Genomic DNA, 21,702 nt, shown 5'->3' on the forward strand with positions numbered 1-21,702 from the left:
AGTCGCCGACGCTATCGGCCGCTCTGACGAGCGTCGTCCGATCGCGACTCGGGCACGAGTCGCAGGCCGGCGCGGTCGGGGCGGACGTGCGGCCCGTCCTTCTGGGCCCACCACCCGTCCAGCGGCACCGCCTGAGCGATGCGTGTCTCGTCGATCGTCGTGCCGTGACCCGGCTTGTCCCCGAGCACGATGCCACCGTCGGCGATCTCGTAGTCCACCGTCATGCCGAGCGGGGCTCCGAGGTCCTGCAGCTCCGCCGAGAGGTGGTTCGGGACAGCCGCAGCGGCATGGAAGACGGGATTCGCAGTCGACCCGACGGGGCTGATGGGCAGGTCACGGCTGTGACTGACGGCCGCGACACGCAGGAAGTGCGTGATCCCCCACATGCTGCCGACCTGCACGATGTCGACGGCGCCGGCGTCCAGCAGCGGCTTGAACTGCTCCAGACCGGTGAGGTTCTCGCCGGTGGCGACGCCCGCGCGAACAGCGCGACCGACCATCGCCATGCCGTCGGCGTCCCAGCGACGCAACGGCTCCTCGACCCAGGACAGGTCGATCTGCTGCTCCACAGCGTGGATGTACCGGATCGCCTGCTTGCGGTTCCAGGACTCGTTGGCGTCCAGCATGATGCCCGGCCGGGGCGTGTTGGCCGAGAAGATGTCACGCACGCGCGCCAACCTGACGAGGTCGCTGTCCAGGTTCAGGCCGCCCTTCACCTTGACGCTCGTGAAACCGCGGGCGACCCACTCGCCGTACAGGTCGTCGAGCTCGTCGTCGGGGATCGCGATCTCCAGCGCCGAGGCATAGGCGGGCACGAACCGGTCGCGCGCGCCGAGGGTGCGCCACAGGGGCTCGTCCGCGATCTTCGCCTTGAGGTCCCACAGGGCCATGTCGAGGGCACCGATGCCGCCGAACGTTGCCCCCACGTGGCCGCTCTTGAACACACGGGCCAGCATGCGGTCGTAGAGGGCGACGGTGGCACGCGGGTCCTCGCCCTCGATCGCGGCGAAGACCCGCTCGATGTCGGCGTGGGAGCCGATCCCGATCCCCTCGAGACCCTCGTCCGTCTCGAGGACGACGACGGGCACCTCGGTGATGCCGTCCCGGATGAAGCCGTTGACGTCACCGACCGGACGCCCCCAGTCCTGGAGTGTCGTCACGGTCCGGTACCCGGTGATTCTCATTCGCTCACACGTCCTCTTCGGCGCGCGGTCGGCCGCAGTGCCGCCACAGAAAAGAGCATACATCACACGTCTGCCCAGTAGGTGCTTCCGCATATACTCCCGCCATGACCGTTCCTGACCCGGCCGTAGACGGCCCGCGCATCCCCTCCATCCAGGACCGGATGCCCGCGCAACGCCTGGGCGTGGCGGTCGTGGAGGCGCTGGTCAACGTGATCGTGACGGGGCAGCTCGCGCCCGGCGACACGTTGCCGCCGGAGGTCCCGCTCGCCAAGCAGTTCGGCGTCTCGCGGACCGTCCTTCGCGAGTCGGTCAAGCGACTCGAGGAGAAGGGGCTCGTCTCGGTCGGTCAGGGCCGCGGGACCACCGTGCAGCCCACCCGGTCGTGGAACATGATGGACCGCGTCGTCCTGACGGCTCTCATCGCGCACGACGAGACGCTGGGAGTCCTCGACGAGCTCAGCATCGTCCGCGCCCGCCTCGAGGCCGCCATGGCCGCCGACACCGCCCGCGTCCGCTCGTCGGAGGAGCTCGAGGCGCTGCGGCAGGCCTTGGAGTCCATGCGCGCGTCGCTCGACGACCCCAGCGCCTTCGGTGCGTCCGACGTTCGCTTCCACGACATCGTCATGGAGATCTCCGGCAACCGGCTCGCCGAGAGCATCGCCCGGTCGCTGTTCGAGCGTGCGCGCGACAGCGCGCGGTACCACGGCATGACGCCGCCGTCGTTCCACGAGCAGACGCTGCGCGAGCACGAAGCCGTGTTCGCGACGATCGAGGCCCGCACCACGGAGGCCGCCGAGCACGCGATGTACTCGCACATCATCGACGCCTGGCAGCGCCGCCGGCTCCCGGACCACTCGGGCACCAAGCCGCGCCGCACGTAGGTACTGCGGGGCGCTGGGAGCGCCGAACAGTTCGGACCCGCAGGCTCTGGGCCGGCCCCGCGGGCGTCACCCGATCCAGCGAGCTGCGGCCTCGTATGTGGTAGCGGGGGTGCTGTTGAACGCGATCGCCGCGTCGGGCGCGTGCCGCCGGATGAGGTTGACGACCTGCTCCAGCAGCTCGACGTTGTCGTCCGAGTGGCGCAGGCCACCGCCCACGACCACGCACTCCCACCGGTGAGCCCGCAGCGCGCGACCAACGACCGCTCCCACGTCGTCGCTCCCGTCGATTCCCACGAGGCAGACCTCGACCCCGACGCCGTGGTCGGCGAACGTGGACAGTCCCTGCGCGATCGCCTGGGCGACGGGCGCCGGGTCCCACGGCCCGGGGACCCGGTAGGGGTCGAGGCCGATGACGAGTACCTGGGGTGAAGCGGTGATGGTGTCCACGTCAGCACCATAGGACTGGACGTGAGCACCCGGGTGTCCAGGGCTCGCGCCGTGATCGCCACCGGATGTCGCCCAGTACATCCGCCGTCGACTTCAGAAGGATCAGCGTCGGCGAGATCGCTGTCATGCGGCACTCCACCCCGGGGTGCGGGTCGGCCGATTTCGACGAATCAGGCCGCCTCAGCCTTGCTCACCGACTCGCGATGACCCGCGTGCAACGGAGTTCGCGGCTGATCTACGCAACCCGCAGGTCAGAGCGCGTGGGTGGAGCGCGTGACACCCAGTGTGTGGAGGTGCTCCCGGATGTCACGGGCGCCGCAGGTCAGACCCTTTCCGGAACCACCCTCCATCCGTCCGTCCGTCCGTCCTCGGACGGGCCGCCCGTCAGTACGTGGTCAGGCCGTGTGCACGGAACTGCTCCTGAACCCGGTGAATCAGCTCGGGGTCCGGCGAGGGGACACCGTCCAGCTCGTACGTCATGCCGAGCTCAGCCCACTTGTCGCGGCCCATCTGGTGGAAGGGCAGCACCTCGACGCGCGTGACGACCGAGCCCAGCGAGGCGACGTACTGCGCCACCGCCTCGACGTTCTCGACGGCGTCGGTCAGGCCCGGGACGAGCACGAAGCGGATCCACACCTCCTCCGTGCCGCGCTCCGCCAAGCGACGGCCGAACGCCAGCGTCGGGGCCAGCTCCTGGCCGGTGACGCGCTTGTACGTCTCGGGCAGGCCGGACTTCACGTCCAGCAGGACCAGGTCGATGTCGTCGAGCATCTCGTCGGTGCAGAATGCTCCGAGGAAGCCGGAGGTGTCGATCGCGGTGTGGACGCCCATCGCCTTGGCGCCGCGCAGCAGTGTGCGGACGTACGGCGCCTGCATCATCGGTTCGCCACCGGAGAGCGTCAGTCCACCGCCAGTCGCCTCCATGACTCCCCGGTAGCGCTTGACCCGACGGAGCAGCTCCTTGGCGGTCACGCTCTTGCCCCGTCGGATCTCCAGCGTGTCGGGATTGTGGCAGTACAGGCACCGCAGCAGGCAGCCCGCCAGGAACACGGTCAGGCGGGTGCCTGGGCCGTCGACAGCCGTCACCAGCTCCCAGGAGTGGACCGACCCGAGCTCGCCGGCACGCACCGCTGCGAGCCGACCGCCGTGGTCGTACTCGACGTCCTCCAGCCCGGCGGTGCCGTGACCTACCGGGCGCTCGTTCGAACCCCCGACGACAGGTTGCCCCAGAGGCACCACCTGGGCGCCAGTGACCTCGTCGCTGACCATGGCTCTCCCGCGTCCGACGACCGAACGATCGTCCGACACCTCAGATCGATCCATGGAATGTCCGCGACAGCACGTCGAGCTGCTGCTCGCGGGTGAGGCGCACGAAGTTGACCGCGTAACCGGACACCCGGATGGTGAGCTGCGGGTAGTTCTCCGGGTGCTCCATCGCRTCGCGCAACGTGTCCTCGTTCAGCACGTTGACGTTCATGTGGTAGCCCTCGGACATCATCTGCGCGTCCAGCAGGCCGACCAGGTTGCCCACCTGCTCCCGCCGCGTTCGGCCGAGGCCCGGAGGCGTGACCGTGTTCGTCAGGGAGATGCCGTCCTGCGCCTCGTCGAAGGGGAGCTTCGCGACGGACAGGGCGGAGGCGAGCATGCCGTGCGAGTCGCGGCCGCTCATCGGGTTGGCACCCGGTGCGAAGGGTTCGCCGGCGCGGCGGCCGTCGGGGGTGTTGCCCGTGGCCTTGCCGTAGACGACGTTCGAGGTAATTGTCAGCACCGACTGGGTGTGCACCGCGCCACGGTAGGTCGGCAGCTTGCGGATCTTCGTCATGAACGTGCGGACCACGTCGACCGCGATCTCGTCGACCGAGTCGTCGTCGTTGCCATAGGTCGGGTAGTCGCCCTCGATCGTGTAGTCGACGACCAGGCCCGACTCGTCGCGCACCGGGTGGACCGTGGCGAACTTGATGGCCGACAGCGAGTCGGTCACGACCGAGAGCCCGGCGATGCCGCACGCCAGGGTCCGCAGGACCTGGCTGTCGTGCAGCGCCATCTCGATGCGCTCGTAGGCGTACTTGTCGTGCATGAAGTGGACGACGTTGAGCGCGTCGATGTAGGTCTGCGCCAGCCAGTCCATGGTCGCGTCGAACTTGGCCACGACGTCGTCGTAGGACAGGACGTCGCCCTCGACCGGCGCGGTGACCGGCGCGACCTGCTTGCCGGACACCTCGTCGCGGCCGCCGTTGATGGCATAGAGCAGGGCCTTGGCGAGGTTGACCCGCGCGCCGAAGAACTGCATCTGCTTGCCGACCCGCATCGGGGACACGCAGCACGCGATGGCGCCGTCATCGCCGCAGACCGACGTGATGTGCGCGTCGGACTCGTACTGGATCGCCGACGTGTCGATCGAGACCTTCGCGCAGAACTCCTTGAAGCCCGTCGGGAGCTTCTCGCTCCAGAAGACGGTCATGTTCGGCTCCGGCGCCGGGCCCAGGGTGTACAGGGTCTGCAGGAGACGGAACGAGTTCTTCGTGACGAGGGTGCGCCCGTCCTCCCCCATGCCGCCGATCGACTCGGTCACCCACGTCGGGTCGCCCGAGAACAGCTCGTCGTACTCCGGGGTGCGCAGGAAGCGCACGATCCGCAGCTTGATGACGAAGTCGTCGATGATCTCCTGCGCCTGCTCTTCGGTGAGGACGCCCGCCGCCAGGTCTCGCTGCAGGTAGATGTCCAGGAACGTCGACGTGCGGCCGAGCGACATCGCGGCGCCGTTCTGCTCCTTCACGGCGGCCAGGTAGGCGAAGTACAGCCACTGCACGGCTTCACGGCCACTGGTCGCCGGACCGGAGATGTCGTACCCGTAGGACGCGGCCATGACCTTGAGCTCTCCGAGCGCCCGGGTCTGCTCGGCCAGCTCCTCGCGGTCGCGGATGACGTTCTCGACCGAGCGCTCCATGTCGAGCATCGCCCGGTCGTGTCGCTTGGCCGCGATCAGCGCGTCGACGCCGTACAGCGCGACGCGGCGGTAGTCGCCGATGATCCGGCCACGACCGTAGGCGTCCGGGAGGCCGGTGATGAGGTGCGCGGAGCGTGCCTTGCGCACGTCGGACGGGTAGGCGTCGAAGACGCCGTCGTTGTGCGTCTTGCGGTACTTGGTGAAGATGTCGCGCACGAGCTCGTCCGGCTCGTAGCCGTAGGTCGTGAGTGCGTTCTCCACCATCCGGTAGCCGCCGTTCGGCATGATCGCGCGCTTGAGCGGGGCGTCGGTCTGGAGCCCGACGATGAGGTCCTTGTCCTTGTCGATGTAGCCCGGCGCGTGCGACGTGATGGTCGACGGCGTGTGCGCATCGACGTCGTAGATGCCCTTGGCGCGCTCCTCGGGGAACATCGCAGAAATCTGCGCCCAGACGGCGGTCGTGCGCGCCGTCGGTCCCGCCAGGAACTTGTCGTCACCCTCGTACGGCGTGTAGTTGCGCTGGATGAAGTCACGGACGTCGATGCCGTCCGCCCACGGCCCGGTGGTGAACCCAGCCCACGCCTCCAGGGCGGCAGGGTCGATGGTGGAGGTGTTCATGATTGCTCCTTGAGGGTCTTTCACCGACCGCACCCACCTGCTCAGGCAGACTCTTCACCGTAGACCTCGAACGACCGCAGATCGACGGGCGTCGTGCGCGGGCGGAATGGGTCGTCCCCTGCCTCACGGCCGGCAGCACCGCGCCCGCAGGTCAGAGCCGTGCCCGAACCACCCGCCCTCCATCCATCGGTAGTTCCGACTGTCGGGGCGTCCATGAGGGCGCCGCCTCGTCACGGGCGACCGCACCTGTCGCCGCAGCAGGCGCCCTCTCTACGGTGGTCCGGTGGGTACCGCGCTGATCACCGGTGCGGCCGCCGGGCTGGGGCTCGAGTTCGCCTGGCAGCTCGCGACCGCACGCCACGATCTGGTCCTCGTCGACCGGGACTCCGAGCGGCTCGAGCGGCTGGCCCGTCAGCTGCACGCCGCTGCGGGCGTCCGCGTCGAGGTCCTCGTCGCGGACCTGGCGGTCCGCAGCGACGTCGCGCGCGTCGCCGAGCGGCTCCGGTCGACCGAGATCCCGGTCGGGCTGCTCATCAACAACGCCGGCGCCGCTCCCGGGCAGCGGTTCGTGGGCGGCGACCTCGGGCGCGAGGAGTCCGTGTTCGACGTCATGGTCCGCTCCGTCCTGGTGCTGTCGCACGCCGCCGTCGGGCAGATGACCGCGCGCGGGCGCGGCGCCATCCTCAACGTCGCGTCGGTCGCCGCGCTCATCACCCTCGGCACGTACTCCGCGCACAAGGCGTGGGTCCGGACGTTCACCGAGGGCCTGGCGGTCGAGCTGCGGGGCACCGGGGTCACCGCGACCGTCGTGTGCCCCGGGTTCGTCCACACCGAGTTTCACGACCGCGCCGGCATCGACATGTCGTGGCTGCCGGAGATTGCGTGGCTGCACGCCGACGATGTCGTCGCCACCGCCCTTGCCGACGTGCGGCGCGGCGCCGTCATCTCCACACCGAGCGTGCGGTACCGGCTGGGGTCCGGCGCGGCCCGGGCGATGCCGCGCTCCGTCGTGCGCGCGATCGGGTCGCCGCGGTCGCGAGGTCGTTCTCGCGGCCTCGCGGGGTGACCACCGCCGCTCAACCGATCCATCTGTGTGCACGTCAGCGCGACATGAAGCCGGGCCGTGCAGCGACGCTCGCCGAGCCCCGGGGATCCGGCATCGCCGCCCCCTCGCGCGTGCCGGTCGCGAGGCGGGCCCAACCGGCACGACACTGGTCCCATGAGCGACTGGAACCAGCGGATCATCGACGAGTTCCGCTCCAACGGCGGCGACGTCCGCACGAACGGGTTCGGCAAGGGCCTCGTCCTGCTCCACCATCGGGGCGCGAAGACCGGCGCGGAGCGCATCAGCCCCCTGGCCGGCATCGCGGACGGCGAAGCCGGGTGGCTCGTCGCCGCATCGAAGGGCGGTGCGCCGCAGAACCCGGCGTGGTTCCACAACCTGCTCGCCCACCCGGACGTCGAGATCGAGACGCCCGACGACGGGACCGTGAAGGTGCGCGCGACGCAGCTGGTAGGCACCGAGCGCGACACGGCCTGGAGCAGGTTCACCGACCGGTCGGAGGGATTCCGGTCCTACGAGCAGCGCACGTCGCGCACGATCCCGGTGCTGCGGCTGACCCGCCGGGACGCGTGACGCGCGCCATGGACATCACCGTCGAGGACCAGCCGACCGCGCTCGTCGCGGTGGTGCGTGAGCGCGTCGCCATGGACTCCCTGGCCGCCTTCTACGACCGCGCCTACGGCCTGGTCGTCCAGGAGGTCACGGCCGCGGGACTGGCCATCACCGGTCCGGCGTTCGGCTGGTATCTCGACATGCCGACGGACTCGGTCGACCTCGCGGCCGGCTTCGGGGTCAGCGCGGAGGCGGTCGGAGCCCTCGGAGGTGGTGTCGAGGTCGTCGAGGTTCCCGGCGGCCCGGCCGCGGTCGCGGTGCACGTCGGCACCTACGACGGCCTCCCCGACGCCTGGGCCGAGCTGCGGACGTGGTTCTCGGAGCAGGCGGCCCGGATGCGTGGCGACTTCCTCGAGGTGTACGTCTCGGACCCGTCGGAGGTCGAGCCGAACCAGAACGAGACGCGCCTGGTGCTGCCGATCGTCCCGTGACCTGACCGAGGCCGATGCCAGGCTGTGCGCATGCTGACGCTCCCCGAGCCGCGAACCCCCGACCCGGCCGACGCGCCCGCGCTGCGCTGGGGGATCCTCGCGCCCGGCCACATCGCCGGCCAATGGGCGACCGCGCTGCGCGAGCACACCCGGCAGCGGCTGATCGCGGTCGGTTCGCGCTCGCCGGAACGGGGTGCGGCGTTCGCCCGCGAGCACGGCGCGGACCGGGTGCACACGTCCTACGACGCGCTCGTCGACGACCCCGAGGTCGACGCCGTGTACGTGGCGAGCCCGCACAGCCACCACCGCGACCACGCGCTGCTGGCACTGCGGGCAGGCAAGCACGTCCTCGTCGAGAAGGCGTTCACGCGCAACGCGACCGAGGCGCGCGAGGTCGTCGCCGCGGCGCGCCAGGCGGGCGTGCTGCTCATGGAGGCCATGTGGACGCGCTACCTCCCCCACACCGACGTCGTCCGGCGCGTGCTCGAGGACGGCCTGGTCGGCGAGGTGCACCGGATCACCGCGGACTACGGCGTGCGTGCCGCGCAGGACCCGAAGCACCGGCTGCTCGACCCCGCCCTCGCGGGCGGGGTGCTGCTGGACCTGGGCATCTATCCCCTGTCGTTCGCCTCGGCGGTCGCGCGCGCGGCAGGTCTCCCCCTGCGCCCGACCAGCGTCCAGGCCGCCGGGTCGCTCGCCACGACCGGGGTGGACGCGCAGGTGAGCGCACAGATCGGATACGGACCCGCGCAGGCGCAGCTGTTCACGTCGATGCTCACCGCCTCCGGGCACACCGCGCAGGTGTACGGCTCCGTGGGTCGGATCGAGGTGGACGACCGGTGCTACGTCCCGGCCGGCGTCACCCTGGCCGTCGGTGAACGCGCCGGCACGTGGGACGCCAACCGGATCCACGGCTACGGCGGCCTGTGCTTCCAGGCTGCGGCGCTCGCGACCTACGTCGCGGAGGGTCGCACGGACTCGCCGCTGCTCCCCCTCGACGAGACGGTCGCGATCCTCGAGACGGCCGACGAGATCCGCCGCCAGGTCGGTGTCGTCTACCCGGGCGAGGCCTGAGAGAGACTCCGGCGCGGTCCGAGACCTCAGTACTGCGTCTGGCCGTGCTCGGTGTCGACGATGTGCCGGCAGCCGGGGCACTCCCCCGGATCCGGCCCGTCGTCCTCGGGGAACTGGGTCCTCGGCGTGACGAACCGGCCGCACACGCTCATGCCGTCGCGGAAGAAGTGCTGCCGCCGGTCGTTGCCCGTGAGGCGGAGCCAGCCCTCGGTGTAGGTCAGCATGTCGATCTCCTGTCCGGGGTCGAAACCCCTCGTTCCATGCTCGCGCGGAGATCGCTCGCGCGGGCATGACGAAAGACCCCCGCCGGGCTCCGCGGTGCGCCAGACTTCGCCGATGCCCAGCCCACGCGCACGGACGGCCCTCGTTTTCCTGGCAGCCGTCGCCGTGGTGCTCGCCCTCCTCGCCGTGCTCGTCGCGCGCGGCGTCCTGTGGCCCAACCGGCTCCTGGCCGCGCGGTACGACGTGCGCGGCGTCGACGTGTCGTCGCACCAGGGGCAGATCGACTGGCCGACGCTCGCGGCGCAGGACGTCGACTTCGCCTACGTCAAGGCGACCGAGGGGTCGGGGTTCGTCGACGCCCGGTTCGACGACAACCTGCGCGGCGCGCGACTCGGGGCTCCTGGTCGGCGCGTACCACTTCTTCAGCTTCGAGAGCCCCGGGCGGTCCCAGGCGGAGCGCATCTTCGCGACGGTCCCCGCCGACGACGACCTGCTCCCGGTGGCGATCGACGTCGAGCACTACGGGACGTTCCTGCGGCACCCGCCCGACCCCGAGGCCGTGCGGGCGGAGCTCACCACGCTGGTCGACCTGGTGCGGGAGCACTACGGCGTCGAACCCGTGATCTACGCGACCCAGGCCGCGTACGGCCGGTACGTCGCCGGGCACTTCCCCGGCACGCCGATCTGGATCCGCGCCGTGTACACGCCGCCGCACCTGACCGGCGGCGGGCGGTGGACGTTCTGGCAGTACTCGCACCGGGACCGCCTCGACGGGTACGACGGCGAGGAGCCGTACATCGACGTGAACGTGTTCGACGGAGACCTCGACGACCTGCAGGAGCTGCGGGCCGGCCGTTGACCCTCGGGCCACCCGAGGGTCCACAGTTCTGCTGTGGACACCGACGACCTCACCATCGGCAGGTTCGGGCGCCTCTGCGGCCTCTCCGTGCACACGCTGCGGCACTACGACGACGTCGGGCTGCTGACCCCGGCCCGCGTCGACGAGTCGACCGGCTACCGCTACTACCGGGCCGACCAGCTGGAACGCGCTCGCCACATCCGTTCCCTGCGGTGGACCGACCTCTCCGTCGAGGACACCCGCACGGTCCTCGACGACCCCGACAATGCCCCGGCCGTGCTCGACGCCCACCGCGCCCGGCTCGAGCGCGAGCGCGCACGGATCGCGGCGAGCCTCGGGGACACCGCACGGGTCGCCGACGAGGGGCTGCCCACGGCGTCCCGACCGGCAGGCGCCCGGCCGGTGCAGATCAAGCTGCTCGTGGCCGACCAGGACGCCGCGGCCGCGTTCTACATCGACGCCTTCGGGTTCGACTACGAGGTGACCCAGCGCACCGCGGACGAGGACTTCTCCGGCTTCGTCTTCGGCCGGTACGGCGAGGACGACTTCTTCCTGGTCCACCTGCAGACCGCCGACTACCCGGGCGCCGCCGGCCCGGCGACGATCGGTCTGCTCGTCGACGACCTCGACACGGCCCACCGCCGAGCCCTCGCCGCGGGTGCGACCGAGGTGCTCGGACCGCACGAGTCCGACGGCATGCCGAGGTCGTCGGCGGTGCGGGACCCCGACGCCAACGTGGTGTGGCTGTACCAGGGGTGAGGGGACGACAACGGCCCCGGTGCTGCGCCGCGACTCTCGTCGCGGGCTGCACCGGGGCCGCATGTCCGTCAGCACCTGTTGGCCTTCGCCCACCGCGCCCGCTTGTCCTTGTTGCGCGCGGCTTGAACCGCCCCCAGCGCCATTGGGGGCTGTCGAAGATCAGCCACCCGAACCATGGCCGTCAGCCGCTCTCATAGCGGCGCGTTCCACATTCGGGCCGATCCTTCGCGATGGGATGCTGACACCATCACGCAGACCGGGAGATCCAGGGAGGAACTCTACACGGATCTTGGTCATCTGTCCACTTCGACCCGGACCGAGGTGCCGACGAACGCCGCGAACCGGTCGAACGCCGCGCGCACCGCGGCCATCTCGGCGTCCGACACGGGAGCGGCCAGGTGCACCTCGGCGGCGACCTCGCCCCGCCCGACCTTGCGACGCCACCAGCCGATCCCCTGACTGTCGAGCAGCAGCGGCTGGATCACCTGGTTGGCGTCCGCCGGCGCGATCGCGCGGCCCGCGATGTTGAGCACCGGACGGCTCTCCGTGTACGCGACGCCGTACTCGTCGTACCCCTGGAGCACGTGTGCGGTGGGCGACGGGTCGCGCACGGGCGGGGCCGACGGGGCGAACCAGCAGGTCAGACCGTCGACGTCGACGGCCTCGAGCTCGTCGCCGACGATCTCGAGGCCGCGGCGGACCTGCGTGAGAGTCAGGCTGGACCACCACGAGAAGTCCTTGGCGGTGGCCGGGCCGTGGCTGGTGAACCAGCGCCGGGTCAGCTCGGCGAGCGCCTCGTCGGGCTCCCGCGGCGGCGTGGGCGGCACGCGTTCGTCGACGAGCGCGTACGTCTGCTGCTTGCCGCGGCCTGCACCGCTCACGACCACCGCCGCCAGCTCCGCCGCCATGACCAGGTACGCGAGCCGCACGCCGTCGGCCTCGATCCCGGCGACGGACAGCGCCTCGGCCAGCTCCCGCCGCGTCAGGTGGTTCCCGCCCTGCAGGGCGCCGACCATGACCGCCGTCGCGCGCTCGACAAGCCCGTCGTCGATGCCCACCTGCCGCTCGTAGTAGGCGCTCAGCCTGCGGACCCGCGGGCCGGTCAGCGCCTGGATCCACCGCAGATCCCCGGGTGCGACGAGGTGCCACGTGGGACGTAGCGCGTGGGTGCGCAGGACGGTTCCCGCGTCGAGCGCGGCCTGCACGACGGCGTCGTCGGCATCCGCCGACCGCTGGCCCAGCGACCACCTGGCCATCGCGAGCTCCTGGGCCTGCACGGCGCCGAGGTGTCGGACGACCGCCGCCGGGTCCGGCAGCGGCGGGCCGGACAGGTGCTGGGCGTGCAGCCGTCGGTGCGCCGCCTCGAGGCGATCCATGGAGATCGATCCTGTTGCATGTCGGCGGCCCGTGGAAAGGTGAAAGGCGCCAGCGAAGGACCGTCGAAGGAGACCCCTGTGCCCACGTACCTGAACCCGTACCTGAACTTCCGCGACACCGCGCGCCCGGCGATGGAGTTCTACCAGTCGGTGTTCGGCGGCGAGCTGACGCTCAGCACCTTCGGGGAGTTCCACGCGAGCGAGGACCCGGCCGACACCGACAACATCATGCACGGGCAGCTCGAGACGCCCTCCGGGTTCGTCCTCATGGGCGCCGACACCCCCACGCACATGGAGCTCCCCGCGGAGAGCAGCACGTCGGTGTCCCTCAGCGGCGAGGACGAGTCCGAGCTCCGGGGCTACTGGGACAAGCTCGCCGACGGCGCCACGATCGTCGTCCCGCTGGCCGCCGCGCCGTGGGGTGCCACGTTCGGCATGCTGGACGACAAGTTCGGCACCCACTGGCTGGTGAACATCACGCCGACGCAGGGGTAGCCGCTAGCGTGCCGCCGTGACGTTCCTGCAGCCCCACGACCGCGTCCTGCTCACGGGCGACTCGATCACCGACTGGGGCCGGGACCGTTCCGACCCGACGAGCCTCGGCCACGGGTACGCGGGCATCGTCGCGGCGCTCGCGGGCGCCCGCCGGCCGGACCTCGGCCTCACGTTCCTCAACCGGGGCGTCGGCGGCGACACCTCGGGGATGCTCCGGGCCCGGTGGAACGACGACGCAGTGGCCCTGGCGCCAACGGTCGTGTCGATCCTCGTCGGCGTCAACGACACCTGGCGCCGCTACGACGCCGGCACCCCGACGTCGACCGACGAGTACGAGGACAATCTCCGGGCGATCGTCGCGGACGTCGACCGCCTGGTCCTGATCGAGCCGTTCCTGCTGCCCGTCACGGCCGACCAGCACGCCTGGCGCGAGGACCTCGACCCACGCATCGCCGTGGTGCGCCGGGTGGCCGCCGAGCACCGCGCGGTGCTCGTGCCCGCGGACGGGCTGCTCGCCGCGGCGGCGGTCCGCACGGCCCCGGAGACCTGGGCGTTCGACGGCGTGCACCCGACGCCCGCGGGGCACGGGCTGCTCGCGGAGGCGTGGCTGCACGCCGTCGGGATCGGCCCGTCGTCCACCTGATGGGGATGCTTTGCGCGCGCGACGACGTTGACGCTAGCGTCGTGGCCGATCGTGTCCCGCACCCGCGGGGCGACGAGCGCACTGACCGACCGAACCGGTCTCGGAGGACGAAGCGATGAGCGTGCAGGCTGCCGCCCCCGCCGTCCTCGTGCGCGCCTGCGTGGCGCGCCCCTGTTGTCGCTGTCTGTAGAGCGCTGGCCGTTCCTTCGCGCGAGGATCCCCTGACCGGGTTCCCTCCCGCGCCAGCGCTCGCCCCAGGCGTGGACACCCTCGTGACCCGCGCTGACCGACCGGCGCACAGTCGTCGCCGGAGCCCCAGACTCCGCTAGTCCCCCACCAGCTGCCGGCCGGCCGGCAGCTTCGACCGAAGAGGAACCATGGCACGCATCTACGACGACGCGACGGCGCTCATCGGCAACACCCCGCTGGTCCGCATCAACAAGATCACCGACGGTGCCCCCGCCACCGTCGTCGGCAAGCTCGAGTTCTACAACCCCGCCAACTCGGTCAAGGACCGCATCGGCGTCGCGATCATCGACGCGGCCGAGGCGTCCGGCGACCTCAAGCCCGGCGGCACTATCGTCGAGGCGACCAGCGGCAACACCGGCATCGCGCTCGCGTTCGTCGGCGCGGCCCGCGGCTACAAGGTCGTGCTGACCATGCCGGAGACCATGTCGAAGGAGCGTCGCGCACTGCTGCGCGCGTTCGGCGCCGAGCTCATCCTCACGCCGGGCTCCGAGGGCATGAAGGGCGCGGTCAACCGGGCCGACGAGATCGTCAAGGAGCGCGACGGTGCCATCCTGGCCCGCCAGTTCGCCAACGAGGCCAACCCCGAGATCCACCGCACGACCACGGCCGAGGAGATCTGGGCCGACACCGACGGCAAGATCGACATCTTCGTCGCCGGCATCGGCACCGGCGGCACCATCACGGGCGTCGGCCAGGTGCTCAAGGCGCGCAACCCGAACATCCAGATCGTCGGCGTCGAGCCGGCCGAGTCGCCCATCCTCAACGGCGGCGCCCCGGGCCCGCACAAGATCCAGGGCATCGGCGCCAACTTCGTGCCCGAGATCCTCGACACCACGGTCTACGACGAGATCATCGACGTCGACGCCGAGACGGCCGTCAAGGTCGCCCGCCGCGCCGCCGCCGAGGAGGGCCTGCTGGTCGGCATCTCGTCCGGTGCCGCCCTGCACGCCGCGACCATCCTGGCCAACCGCCCGGAGAACGCCGGCAAGCTCATCGTCGCGATCATCCCGTCGTTCGGTGAGCGCTACCTGTCCACCGTGCTCTACGCGGACCTGCTCGACTGACCGTCCTCCACGTCCCCCGCACACCCCCACAGGACGAAGGCTCCATGCCCGAGCACCAGCACCTCCTCGCCACCCTGAGGGAGGACCTCGAGGCCGCCCGGCACCGCGATCCCGCGGCCCGGTCGCTCGCCGAGGTGGCCCTCGGGTACCCGGGGGTGCACGCGGTGTGGGTGTACCGGCTGGCGCACCGGATGTGGCACCAGCCGGGCCTGCAGCTGCCCGCGCGACTGGTCTCCCAGCTCGCGCGGGCACTGACCGGGATCGAGATCCATCCCGGGGCACGCCTGGGCCGGCGGCTGTTCATCGACCACGGCATGGGCGTCGTCATCGGCGAGACCGCCGAGGTGGGCGACGACGTGGTGCTGTTCCACGGGTCGACCCTCGGCGGCAAGACGATGCGGCACGGCAAGCGGCACCCGACCCTCGGCGACGGGGTCGTCGTCGGGGCGGGCGCCAAGGTGCTCGGGCCCGTGTGGATCGGTCCCGGCGCGCAGATCGGTGCGAACGCGGTCGTGATCCACGACGTCCCCGCGGGGGCGATCGCCGTCGGGGTCCCCGCGACCATCCGCCTGCGCCCGAAGGCCGCGCCGTTCGACGTCGAGATCGACGACCCGGCGATCTACATCTGACGCTCGCACGGACGGACGCGACGAACGTGGGGACACGGCGGCCGTGCCGGGTCCCGACAGGCGCAGCGAGGAACCCGACCGGACTCCGGTCGGGTTCCTTCGCGTTCCGGACCGGCGCGACAGCAGTTATTGTTCTAGTTGTCCTCTAACAACTAGGCTCGGCGTGTGCTGTTCCGCGTCGACCCCTCCTCCCCCGACCCGCTGTTCACGCAGCTGGCCGGGCAGGTGCGCGCCGCCGTCGCGCGCGGCGAGCTGGCGGACGGCGAGCGCCTCCCCGGCGCCCGGGAGCTGGCGGCCTCCCTCGACATCAACCTGCACACCGTGCTGCGCGCCTACCAGGACCTGCGCGACGAAGGTCTGATCGAGCTGCGCCGCGGGCGCGGAGCGGTCGTGGTCGCCCCCGCCCAGGACAACGCCGAGCTGCACGCCGCCATCGAGACCCTGGTGCGCGTCGCCCGGTCCCTCGGCATCGCACCCCAGACCACGACCGCCCTCGTCAAGGAGGCCCTCCGGTGACCCCGGTCCCCCACCGCGCAGTGACCACGGTGCTCACGCTCGTCGTGCCCGGCGCGCTCGTCGCCAGCACGTTCGTCGTCGCAGGCGCCTGGTCCGCCGAGCTGCCCGACCCCGTGGCGGTGCACTTCGGGAACGACGGACCCGACGGCTTCGGCTCCGTCGCCGGTCTGCTCTGGCCGCCGGCGATCATCTCGCTGGTCATGGCGGCCGCGTGCTGGGCGGTGGGGTTCTTCTGGGGTCGCACCGCGTACGTCCGCCGGGTCTGCGCCGGGCTGGCCCTCGGGCTCGCCGCGTTCCTCTGCACCGTGACCGTCGGGCTGCTCGACCTGCAGCGCGGGCTCGCCGACGCCGCAGATGTCGGCAGTGTCGGCCTGGTGGCCGGGCTGGCGTTCGTCGTCGGCATCGCCGCGGCCGCGCTCGGCGCGTGGCTGACGCCCGGCGACCGGTACGAGCCGACGACCGCACCGCTGCCGCCCTCGGCCGCCGTGCTCGACCTCCGGCCCGACGAGACGGCCAGCTGGGTCACGCACGCGCGCAGCCGCGCGGCGCTGCTCGTCGGTGGCGGCGTGGCGGTGCTGGTCGCGGTGCTCGGGCTGCTGCTCTCCACGCCGTTGGTGCTGGTGCCGGCTCTCGTCGTCGCGGCCGCCGTGCTGGCCAGCACCTGGTTCATCGTCACGGTCGACCGCCGCGGTCTCACCGTGCGCTCGGCCGTCGGCTGGCCCCGGATGGTCGTGCCCCTCGACGAGGTCGTGCGTGCCGACGTCGTGACCGTCCGCCCGTTCCCGGAGTTCGGCGGCTGGGGCTACCGCGTCGGACGCGGGGGTCGGGTCGGCGTCGTGCTGCGCAACGGCGAGGGGCTGCAGGTCGAGCGCACCGGCGGCCGGTCGTTCGTCGTGACCGTCGACGACGCCGACACCGGAGCCGCGCTGCTCAACACCCTCGCCGCGCGGTCCCGAGTCCACCCCCAGGCACGCGATACCCGCGGTACCAGGTAGCCTGGCGCGGGCGTCGACGGCGACGCCGCGACCGGGAGGACTGACGATGCGGCTGGGCTACCACACGGGCTACTGGTCGGCGGGTCCGCCGCCCGGCGCGCAGGAGGCCGTCCTCGGCGCGGAGCAGCTCGGGTTCGACTCGGTGTGGACCGCCGAGGCCTACGGCTCCGACGCCCTGACCCCGCTCGCCTGGTGGGGCTCACGGACGACCCGCATCCGGCTGGGCACCGCGATCGCGCAGCTCTCCGCGCGCACCCCCACCGCCGCCGCCATGGCGGCCCTCACGCTGGACCACCTGTCCGGCGGCCGGTTCGTCCTCGGCCTCGGTGCCTCCGGGCCGCAGGTGGTCGAGGGCTGGTACGGCCAGCCGTACCCCCGCCCGCTCGCCCGCACCCGCGAGTACGTGTCCATCGTCCGGCAGGTCCTCGCCCGTGAGGCGCCGGTGACGTTCGACGGGCAGTTCTACCGCCTCCCCCTGGGGCCCGACGAGGGCGCCGGCCTGGGCAAGGCCCTGCGCTCGACGGTGCACCCGCTGCGCGCCGACCTGCCCATCCACCTCGCCGCCGAGGGTCCCAAGAACATCGCCATGTCGGCCGAGATCGCGGACGGCTGGCTCCCGTTGTTCTACTCGCCGCGGATGGACGCCGAGTACCGGGCGCTGCTGGCCGAGGGCTTCGCGCTGCGGGCGCCCGAGCGCAGCGCGATCGAGGACTTCGAGGTCGTCGCGACGGTCCCCGTGGTGCTCGGCGCCGACGTCGAGAGCGCCGCCGACAGCGTCCGGCCGTTCATCGCGCTGTACGCCGGAGGGATGGGCGCCAAGGGCGCGAACTACCACCGGGCCGTGCTCGACCGGCTCGGGTACACCGAGGCGTGCGACGAGATCCAGGCGCACTACCTGGCCGGCGACCGCGCCCGGGCGACCGCCGCCGTGCCGCTCGAGCTCGTGCGGGACATCGCGCTCGTGGGCACCGTCGACGACATCCGCGCCCAGCTGCCGGCGTGGGAGGCGACCGCGGTGACGACGATGCTGGTGCAGGCCGACCCGCGGACCCTCCCGGCGATCGCGGAGGCACTGCGCCCGTCCGCCTGAGCCGCTGGTCGAACCGGACCTGGGAGCCGAGATGGACGACGACTACGCCGAGGCCGTGCTCGACCTCGTGGACGAGATCCCCGCCGGGCGGGCGATGACGTACGGCACGATCGCCGAGGTCGTCGCCGAGCGCCTGGAGGCCCGCGACGGCCGGCGGCGGGGCGGCCCGCGCCAGGTGGGCCAGGTGCTGAGCCGGGCGGGTTCCGGCGTGCCGTGGTGGCGCGTGGTCAACGCCGCGGGAAGCCCGCCGGCCCGGCACCTGACCCGCGCGCTGGACCTGCTGGCCGACGAAGGGACTCCGCTCAGCGCCGACGGCACCCGGGTCGCGCTGCGCACGGCGATCTGGTTCCCGGAGACCTGACCGCACCCGCGTGTCCTCGCGCTCTGTCCCGCACCGCCCGACCTAACCTGGCGGCACGGGTGGTCCGCCTCCCGCGATCGAGTACCGACCGGGGGATCCATGACCATCACCGCCCAGCGCTCCGCGCCCGCGGTGGTCCTTGCGGCACCCCCTGCGACGGTCCGGCAGGTGCCGCCTGCGGCCGGGATGCCCCACCTGCGCGGGCTCGACGGGATCCGCGCCCTGGCAGTGGCGGGCGTCGTGATCTACCACCTCGGCGCGCCGTGGATGCGCGGCGGGTTCCTCGGCGTCGACGTGTTCTTCGTCCTGTCCGGCTACCTCATCACGACGCTCGTGCTCGACGAGGTCGAGGGCACCGGGCGCTTCTCGTTCCGGCGCTTCTACGCCCGCCGCGCCCGACGCCTGCTGCCCGCTCTCGCCCTGCTGCTGCTCGCCATGGCCGGCGTCGCGGTCGCCATGCCGAGCGAGGCGGCCGAGCTGCGCGGGGACATCGCCGCCGCCGCGGGGTACGCGTCGAACTGGTGGCAGGTGCTGGCCGAGCGCTCCTACTTCGAGATGGTGAGCAGGCCGCCGCTCCTGCAGCACCTCTGGTCGCTCGCGATCGAGGAGCAGTTCTACCTGGTGTTCCCGTTGGTGGTCCTGCTGGCGCTGCGCGCCGGTCGCGCCCGCGTCGGGCAGGTGGCGGCGGTGCTGGCGCTGCTGTCCACCGTGGCGATGGCGGTCCTGGCCATCCGGGGCTCGGCACCTGTACCGAACGACCCGAGCCGCGTGTACTTCGGCACGGACACGCACTCGATGGGCCTGCTGGTGGGTGCGGCCATGGCCACCGTCTGGATGCCGTGGCGCACCTGGCAGCGGTCGGGTCCGTGGTGGCGCGAGCGCGCAAGCTCCGTCCGCCGGTTCGAGGCCGGGGTGGCCGACGTGCTCGGCGTCCTGGCCCTGCTCGGGGTCCTCGCCGCCTTCGTGTGGGTCGACGAGTTCAGCGCGGCGCTGTACCGCGGCGGCTTCCTCGCCTTCTCGTTGTTGGCCGCCGTGCTCGTCGCGGCGGTCGCCGACCCGGCGGGCATTCTCGGCCGGACCCTCGGCCTGCAGCCGCTGCGCTGGCTCGGCGAACGCTCCTACGGGATCTACCTGTGGCACTGGCCCGTGCTCATGCTCACCCGACCCGGCGTCGACCTCGAGGCCTCGCCGTGGCTCGCGACGCCCTTGCGCCTCGCGGCGGTGCTCGGCATCGCGGAGCTCTCGTACCGCTGCGTCGAGCTCCCCGTGCGCAACGGCACCCTGGGTCGCGTGCTCGTCGGCGTCCGCCGACCGGACGGGGACGGGCCGCGGACGCTCCTGCGGGTGGTCGCCGCTGCGGTCGGGCTGCTCGTCGTCGGCGGCGCCGCGACCGCCGCCCTCGCCCAGGTCCCCGGCGCGACCACCGACGCCGCCGCGTGGCGACCGGGAGCGCAGCCAACCGTGACGGCGCTGCGACCGTCACCGACCCACTCGACGACGCCCACACCGACACCGACGGTCACCACCACCCCAACACCGACACCGAMGCCGACGGTCGCGGCCGCGCCGCCCCCGCCCCCGCCGGAGGAGATCGGCGGCGCCTCCGCGTTCGGCGACTCGGTGATGCTCGGCGCCGCCGCCGAGCTGGCCGCCCGCGGCATCGCGGTCGACGCGGTGGAGTCGCGCCAGTTCGGCACCATGGTCGACCAGGTCCGCGCCGCGGCCGCGGCAGGGACCCTCGGCCACACCGTCATCGTGCACGGCGGGACCAACGGGCCCATCGACGAGGCCACGCTGCGAGCGTTCCTCGACCTGACCACCGACCGCCGGGTCTACCTGGTGAACGTGCACGTCCCGCGCACCTGGGCCGGCTACGACAACGACCTGTTCGCTCGGGTGGTCCCCGAGTACCCGAACGCGCACGTGCTCGACTGGAACACCCTGGCCGGCGGGCACCGCGACTGGCTGTACGGCGACGACATCCACCTGCGCACCGGCGGCGGGCGCGAGGGGTACGCCGACTGGCTGGCGGCCTCGATCCAGCCCTGAGTCAGGCGCGCCGCAGCAGGACGACGGCGCGGTCGTCGTCGTCGCCCGCCCGGACGCCCGTCAGCACCGCCGCCGCGGTGCCGCGGCCGGACGCGAGCACCCGGTCGGCCGCCCCCATCAGCCGGTCGATCCCCTGGTCGAGGTCACCACCGCGCTTCTCGATGAGGCCGTCGGTGTAGAGCAGGAGCACGTCGCCGTGGTCGAGGCGGCCGGCGCGGGCCTGCCACCGGACCCCGGCGACCACCCCGAGCGCCGGGCTGCCCACCGTGTCGAGCAGCTCGAGGCGACCGGATCCCGCGTGCAGCTGCACCGCCGGCGGGTGTCCGGCGGACGACACCCAGAAGTCGCCCGTGGTCAGGTCGGCCGCCACGTGGATCGCCGTGGCGAACCCCTCCTCCCACGCCTGGTCGATCAGGTACTGGTTGGCCGCCGCGAGGAACTCGTCGCGCGGCATCGCCCCGAGCAGGCCGCCGAACGCGCCGGACAGCTGCAGCGAGCGGACGCCGGCGTCCAGGCCCTTGCCGGACACGTCGACCAGCACGATCTCGAGCGCGCTGCCACCGGACCGGGCCCCCGCGACCATGAAGTCGCCGGAGAAGCCGTCGGCGTGCGCGGACCGGATCTCGCTGTCGACGCTCCACCCCTCCGGCAGCGGCGGGACGCGCCCGTGGGCGGCGAGCCGGTCGCGCAGGTCGACCAGCATGAGGTCGCCGGGAGCGCCCTGCAGCCCGAGCCGTTCCCGCTCGCGCGCGAACGCCACGATCGCCACCACCGACACCGTGATGACGACGAGGATGCCGGGGATCATGGTCGGCGCGCCCCACCACCACAGGCCCCAGGCGCAGCCCAGGACGACGACGCCGAGCACCACCAGGGTGCGGAGGCGCAGCAGGAACGCCGCGACGACCTCGAGCAGGAGGAACGTCGAGGGCGGCACCCACTGCGGCTGCTGGACGACGCCGACGGCGACGAGTCCGGAGCACAGCACCAGCACGGCCGTGAGGCTCGCCTGCGAGCGCCCGCTCCACCGGCGCAGCGCGAGCGTGGCGCGCGTGAAGCGCCCCTGCGCCGGCGGCCGTCGTCTCCCCCACACCCGGCGAGCGTATCCGCAGGTCGCACGCCCGCCATGCGTCGTGCG

22 protein-coding genes and 1 pseudogene are annotated in these 21,702 nt (G+C 72.2%); 16 read left to right on the plus strand and 7 right to left on the minus strand.

Features of this window, described 5'->3' with window-relative positions; translation table 11 throughout:
• Positions 1-11: 11 nt before the first annotated feature.
• The gene (locus ACXJKA_RS12845; protein ID WP_456825595.1) at positions 12-1,160 is read right to left on the minus strand and encodes a mandelate racemase/muconate lactonizing enzyme family protein; all 1,149 of its coding nucleotides are present in this window, start codon (positions 1,158-1,160) and stop codon (positions 12-14) included.
• A gap of 128 nt (positions 1,161-1,288) precedes the next feature.
• Here ACXJKA_RS12845 and ACXJKA_RS12850 point away from each other — a divergent pair, with 128 nt between their 5' ends.
• The gene (locus tag ACXJKA_RS12850; protein ID WP_456825596.1) at positions 1,289-2,065 is read left to right on the plus strand and encodes a FadR/GntR family transcriptional regulator; all 777 of its coding nucleotides are present in this window, start codon (positions 1,289-1,291) and stop codon (positions 2,063-2,065) included.
• Positions 2,066-2,131: 66 nt separating this feature from the next.
• On the opposite strand, the gene ACXJKA_RS12855 is transcribed toward ACXJKA_RS12850, so the two are convergent.
• From ACXJKA_RS12855 to pflB, 3 genes are all read right to left on the minus strand, one after another.
• Positions 2,132-2,512 carry a hypothetical protein gene (locus ACXJKA_RS12855; protein ID WP_456825597.1) on the minus strand — a complete coding sequence of 127 codons (381 nt, stop codon included), beginning with the start codon at positions 2,510-2,512 and terminating at the stop codon, positions 2,132-2,134.
• A gap of 384 nt (positions 2,513-2,896) precedes the next feature.
• Positions 2,897-3,781, minus strand: coding sequence for a pyruvate formate-lyase-activating protein (pflA, locus tag ACXJKA_RS12860; RefSeq protein WP_456825598.1), 885 nt, complete (start codon positions 3,779-3,781; stop codon positions 2,897-2,899).
• Positions 3,782-3,821: 40 nt separating this feature from the next.
• On the minus strand, positions 3,822-6,077 hold the full coding sequence (pflB, locus tag ACXJKA_RS12865) for a formate C-acetyltransferase (RefSeq protein ID WP_456825599.1): 2,256 nt from the start codon (positions 6,075-6,077) through the stop codon (positions 3,822-3,824).
• 283 nt (positions 6,078-6,360) lie between these two features.
• Between pflB and ACXJKA_RS12870 the strand changes: the two genes are divergently transcribed.
• The 4 genes from ACXJKA_RS12870 to ACXJKA_RS12885 all read left to right on the plus strand — a co-directional run bounded on the left by ACXJKA_RS12870 (position 6,361) and on the right by ACXJKA_RS12885 (position 9,257).
• Positions 6,361-7,143, plus strand: coding sequence for an SDR family NAD(P)-dependent oxidoreductase (locus ACXJKA_RS12870; RefSeq protein ID WP_456825600.1), 783 nt, complete (start codon positions 6,361-6,363; stop codon positions 7,141-7,143).
• A gap of 153 nt (positions 7,144-7,296) precedes the next feature.
• Positions 7,297-7,713 (plus strand): nitroreductase/quinone reductase family protein, encoded by a 417-nt coding sequence (locus ACXJKA_RS12875; RefSeq protein ID WP_456825601.1) that lies wholly within the window; start codon positions 7,297-7,299, stop codon positions 7,711-7,713.
• On the plus strand, positions 7,710-8,183 hold the full coding sequence (locus ACXJKA_RS12880) for a GyrI-like domain-containing protein (protein ID WP_456825602.1): 474 nt from the start codon (positions 7,710-7,712) through the stop codon (positions 8,181-8,183). The genes ACXJKA_RS12875 and ACXJKA_RS12880 overlap by 4 nt, the downstream gene beginning before the upstream one ends.
• A 30-nt stretch (positions 8,184-8,213) precedes the next feature.
• Complete coding sequence (locus tag ACXJKA_RS12885) at positions 8,214-9,257, plus strand: Gfo/Idh/MocA family protein (protein ID WP_456825603.1); 1,044 nt, start codon at positions 8,214-8,216, stop codon at positions 9,255-9,257.
• Between the two features lie 26 nt (positions 9,258-9,283).
• Here ACXJKA_RS12885 and ACXJKA_RS12890 read toward each other — a convergent pair whose 3' ends face one another.
• Positions 9,284-9,481, minus strand: coding sequence for a hypothetical protein (locus ACXJKA_RS12890; RefSeq protein WP_456825604.1), 198 nt, complete (start codon positions 9,479-9,481; stop codon positions 9,284-9,286).
• Positions 9,482-9,593: 112 nt separating this feature from the next.
• Here ACXJKA_RS12890 and ACXJKA_RS12895 point away from each other — a divergent pair.
• Both ACXJKA_RS12895 and ACXJKA_RS12900 read left to right on the plus strand, forming a co-directional pair.
• A pseudogene (locus tag ACXJKA_RS12895) lies at positions 9,594-10,338 on the plus strand (GH25 family lysozyme).
• Between the two features lie 33 nt (positions 10,339-10,371).
• Positions 10,372-11,097, plus strand: a complete 726-nt coding sequence (locus tag ACXJKA_RS12900) for a MerR family transcriptional regulator (protein ID WP_456825605.1) — start codon at positions 10,372-10,374, stop codon at positions 11,095-11,097.
• 293 nt (positions 11,098-11,390) lie between these two features.
• Here ACXJKA_RS12900 and ACXJKA_RS12905 read toward each other — a convergent pair whose 3' ends face one another.
• Positions 11,391-12,473 (minus strand): winged helix DNA-binding domain-containing protein, encoded by a 1,083-nt coding sequence (locus ACXJKA_RS12905; RefSeq protein ID WP_456825606.1) that lies wholly within the window; start codon positions 12,471-12,473, stop codon positions 11,391-11,393.
• Positions 12,474-12,551: 78 nt separating this feature from the next.
• Here ACXJKA_RS12905 and ACXJKA_RS12910 point away from each other — a divergent pair, with 78 nt between their 5' ends.
• The 9 genes from ACXJKA_RS12910 (at position 12,552) to ACXJKA_RS12950 (ending at position 20,564) form a co-directional block, all read left to right on the plus strand.
• Entirely contained in the window at positions 12,552-12,968 is a 417-nt protein-coding gene (locus ACXJKA_RS12910; protein WP_456825607.1) for a VOC family protein, read from the plus strand.
• Positions 12,969-12,984: 16 nt separating this feature from the next.
• Complete coding sequence (locus tag ACXJKA_RS12915; RefSeq protein ID WP_456825608.1) at positions 12,985-13,611, plus strand: SGNH/GDSL hydrolase family protein; 627 nt, start codon at positions 12,985-12,987, stop codon at positions 13,609-13,611.
• A 377-nt stretch (positions 13,612-13,988) separates the two neighbouring features.
• A complete protein-coding gene (cysK, locus tag ACXJKA_RS12920; RefSeq protein WP_456825609.1) occupies positions 13,989-14,924 on the plus strand; it encodes a cysteine synthase A in 936 nt (311 codons plus the stop codon).
• Positions 14,925-14,968: 44 nt separating this feature from the next.
• The gene (gene epsC, locus ACXJKA_RS12925) at positions 14,969-15,553 is read left to right on the plus strand and encodes a serine O-acetyltransferase EpsC (protein WP_456825610.1); all 585 of its coding nucleotides are present in this window, start codon (positions 14,969-14,971) and stop codon (positions 15,551-15,553) included.
• Positions 15,554-15,718: 165 nt separating this feature from the next.
• A complete protein-coding gene (locus tag ACXJKA_RS12930; RefSeq protein ID WP_456825611.1) occupies positions 15,719-16,069 on the plus strand; it encodes a GntR family transcriptional regulator in 351 nt (116 codons plus the stop codon).
• On the plus strand, positions 16,066-17,064 hold the full coding sequence (locus ACXJKA_RS12935) for a DUF1648 domain-containing protein (RefSeq protein ID WP_456825612.1): 999 nt from the start codon (positions 16,066-16,068) through the stop codon (positions 17,062-17,064). The genes ACXJKA_RS12930 and ACXJKA_RS12935 overlap by 4 nt, the downstream gene beginning before the upstream one ends.
• A gap of 46 nt (positions 17,065-17,110) precedes the next feature.
• A complete protein-coding gene (locus tag ACXJKA_RS12940; protein WP_456825613.1) occupies positions 17,111-18,154 on the plus strand; it encodes an LLM class F420-dependent oxidoreductase in 1,044 nt (347 codons plus the stop codon).
• Positions 18,155-18,185: 31 nt separating this feature from the next.
• On the plus strand, positions 18,186-18,515 hold the full coding sequence (locus tag ACXJKA_RS12945) for an MGMT family protein (RefSeq protein WP_456825614.1): 330 nt from the start codon (positions 18,186-18,188) through the stop codon (positions 18,513-18,515).
• A 99-nt stretch (positions 18,516-18,614) separates the two neighbouring features.
• Positions 18,615-20,564, plus strand: a complete 1,950-nt coding sequence (locus ACXJKA_RS12950) for an acyltransferase family protein (RefSeq protein ID WP_456825615.1) — start codon at positions 18,615-18,617, stop codon at positions 20,562-20,564.
• 1 nt (position 20,565) lies between these two features.
• Here ACXJKA_RS12950 and ACXJKA_RS12955 read toward each other — a convergent pair whose 3' ends face one another.
• The gene (locus ACXJKA_RS12955; RefSeq protein ID WP_456825616.1) at positions 20,566-21,657 is read right to left on the minus strand and encodes a PP2C family protein-serine/threonine phosphatase; all 1,092 of its coding nucleotides are present in this window, start codon (positions 21,655-21,657) and stop codon (positions 20,566-20,568) included.
• Positions 21,658-21,702 lie beyond the last annotated feature (45 nt).

It is taken from the genome of Cellulomonas sp. P5_E12 (genome assembly GCF_054049315.1).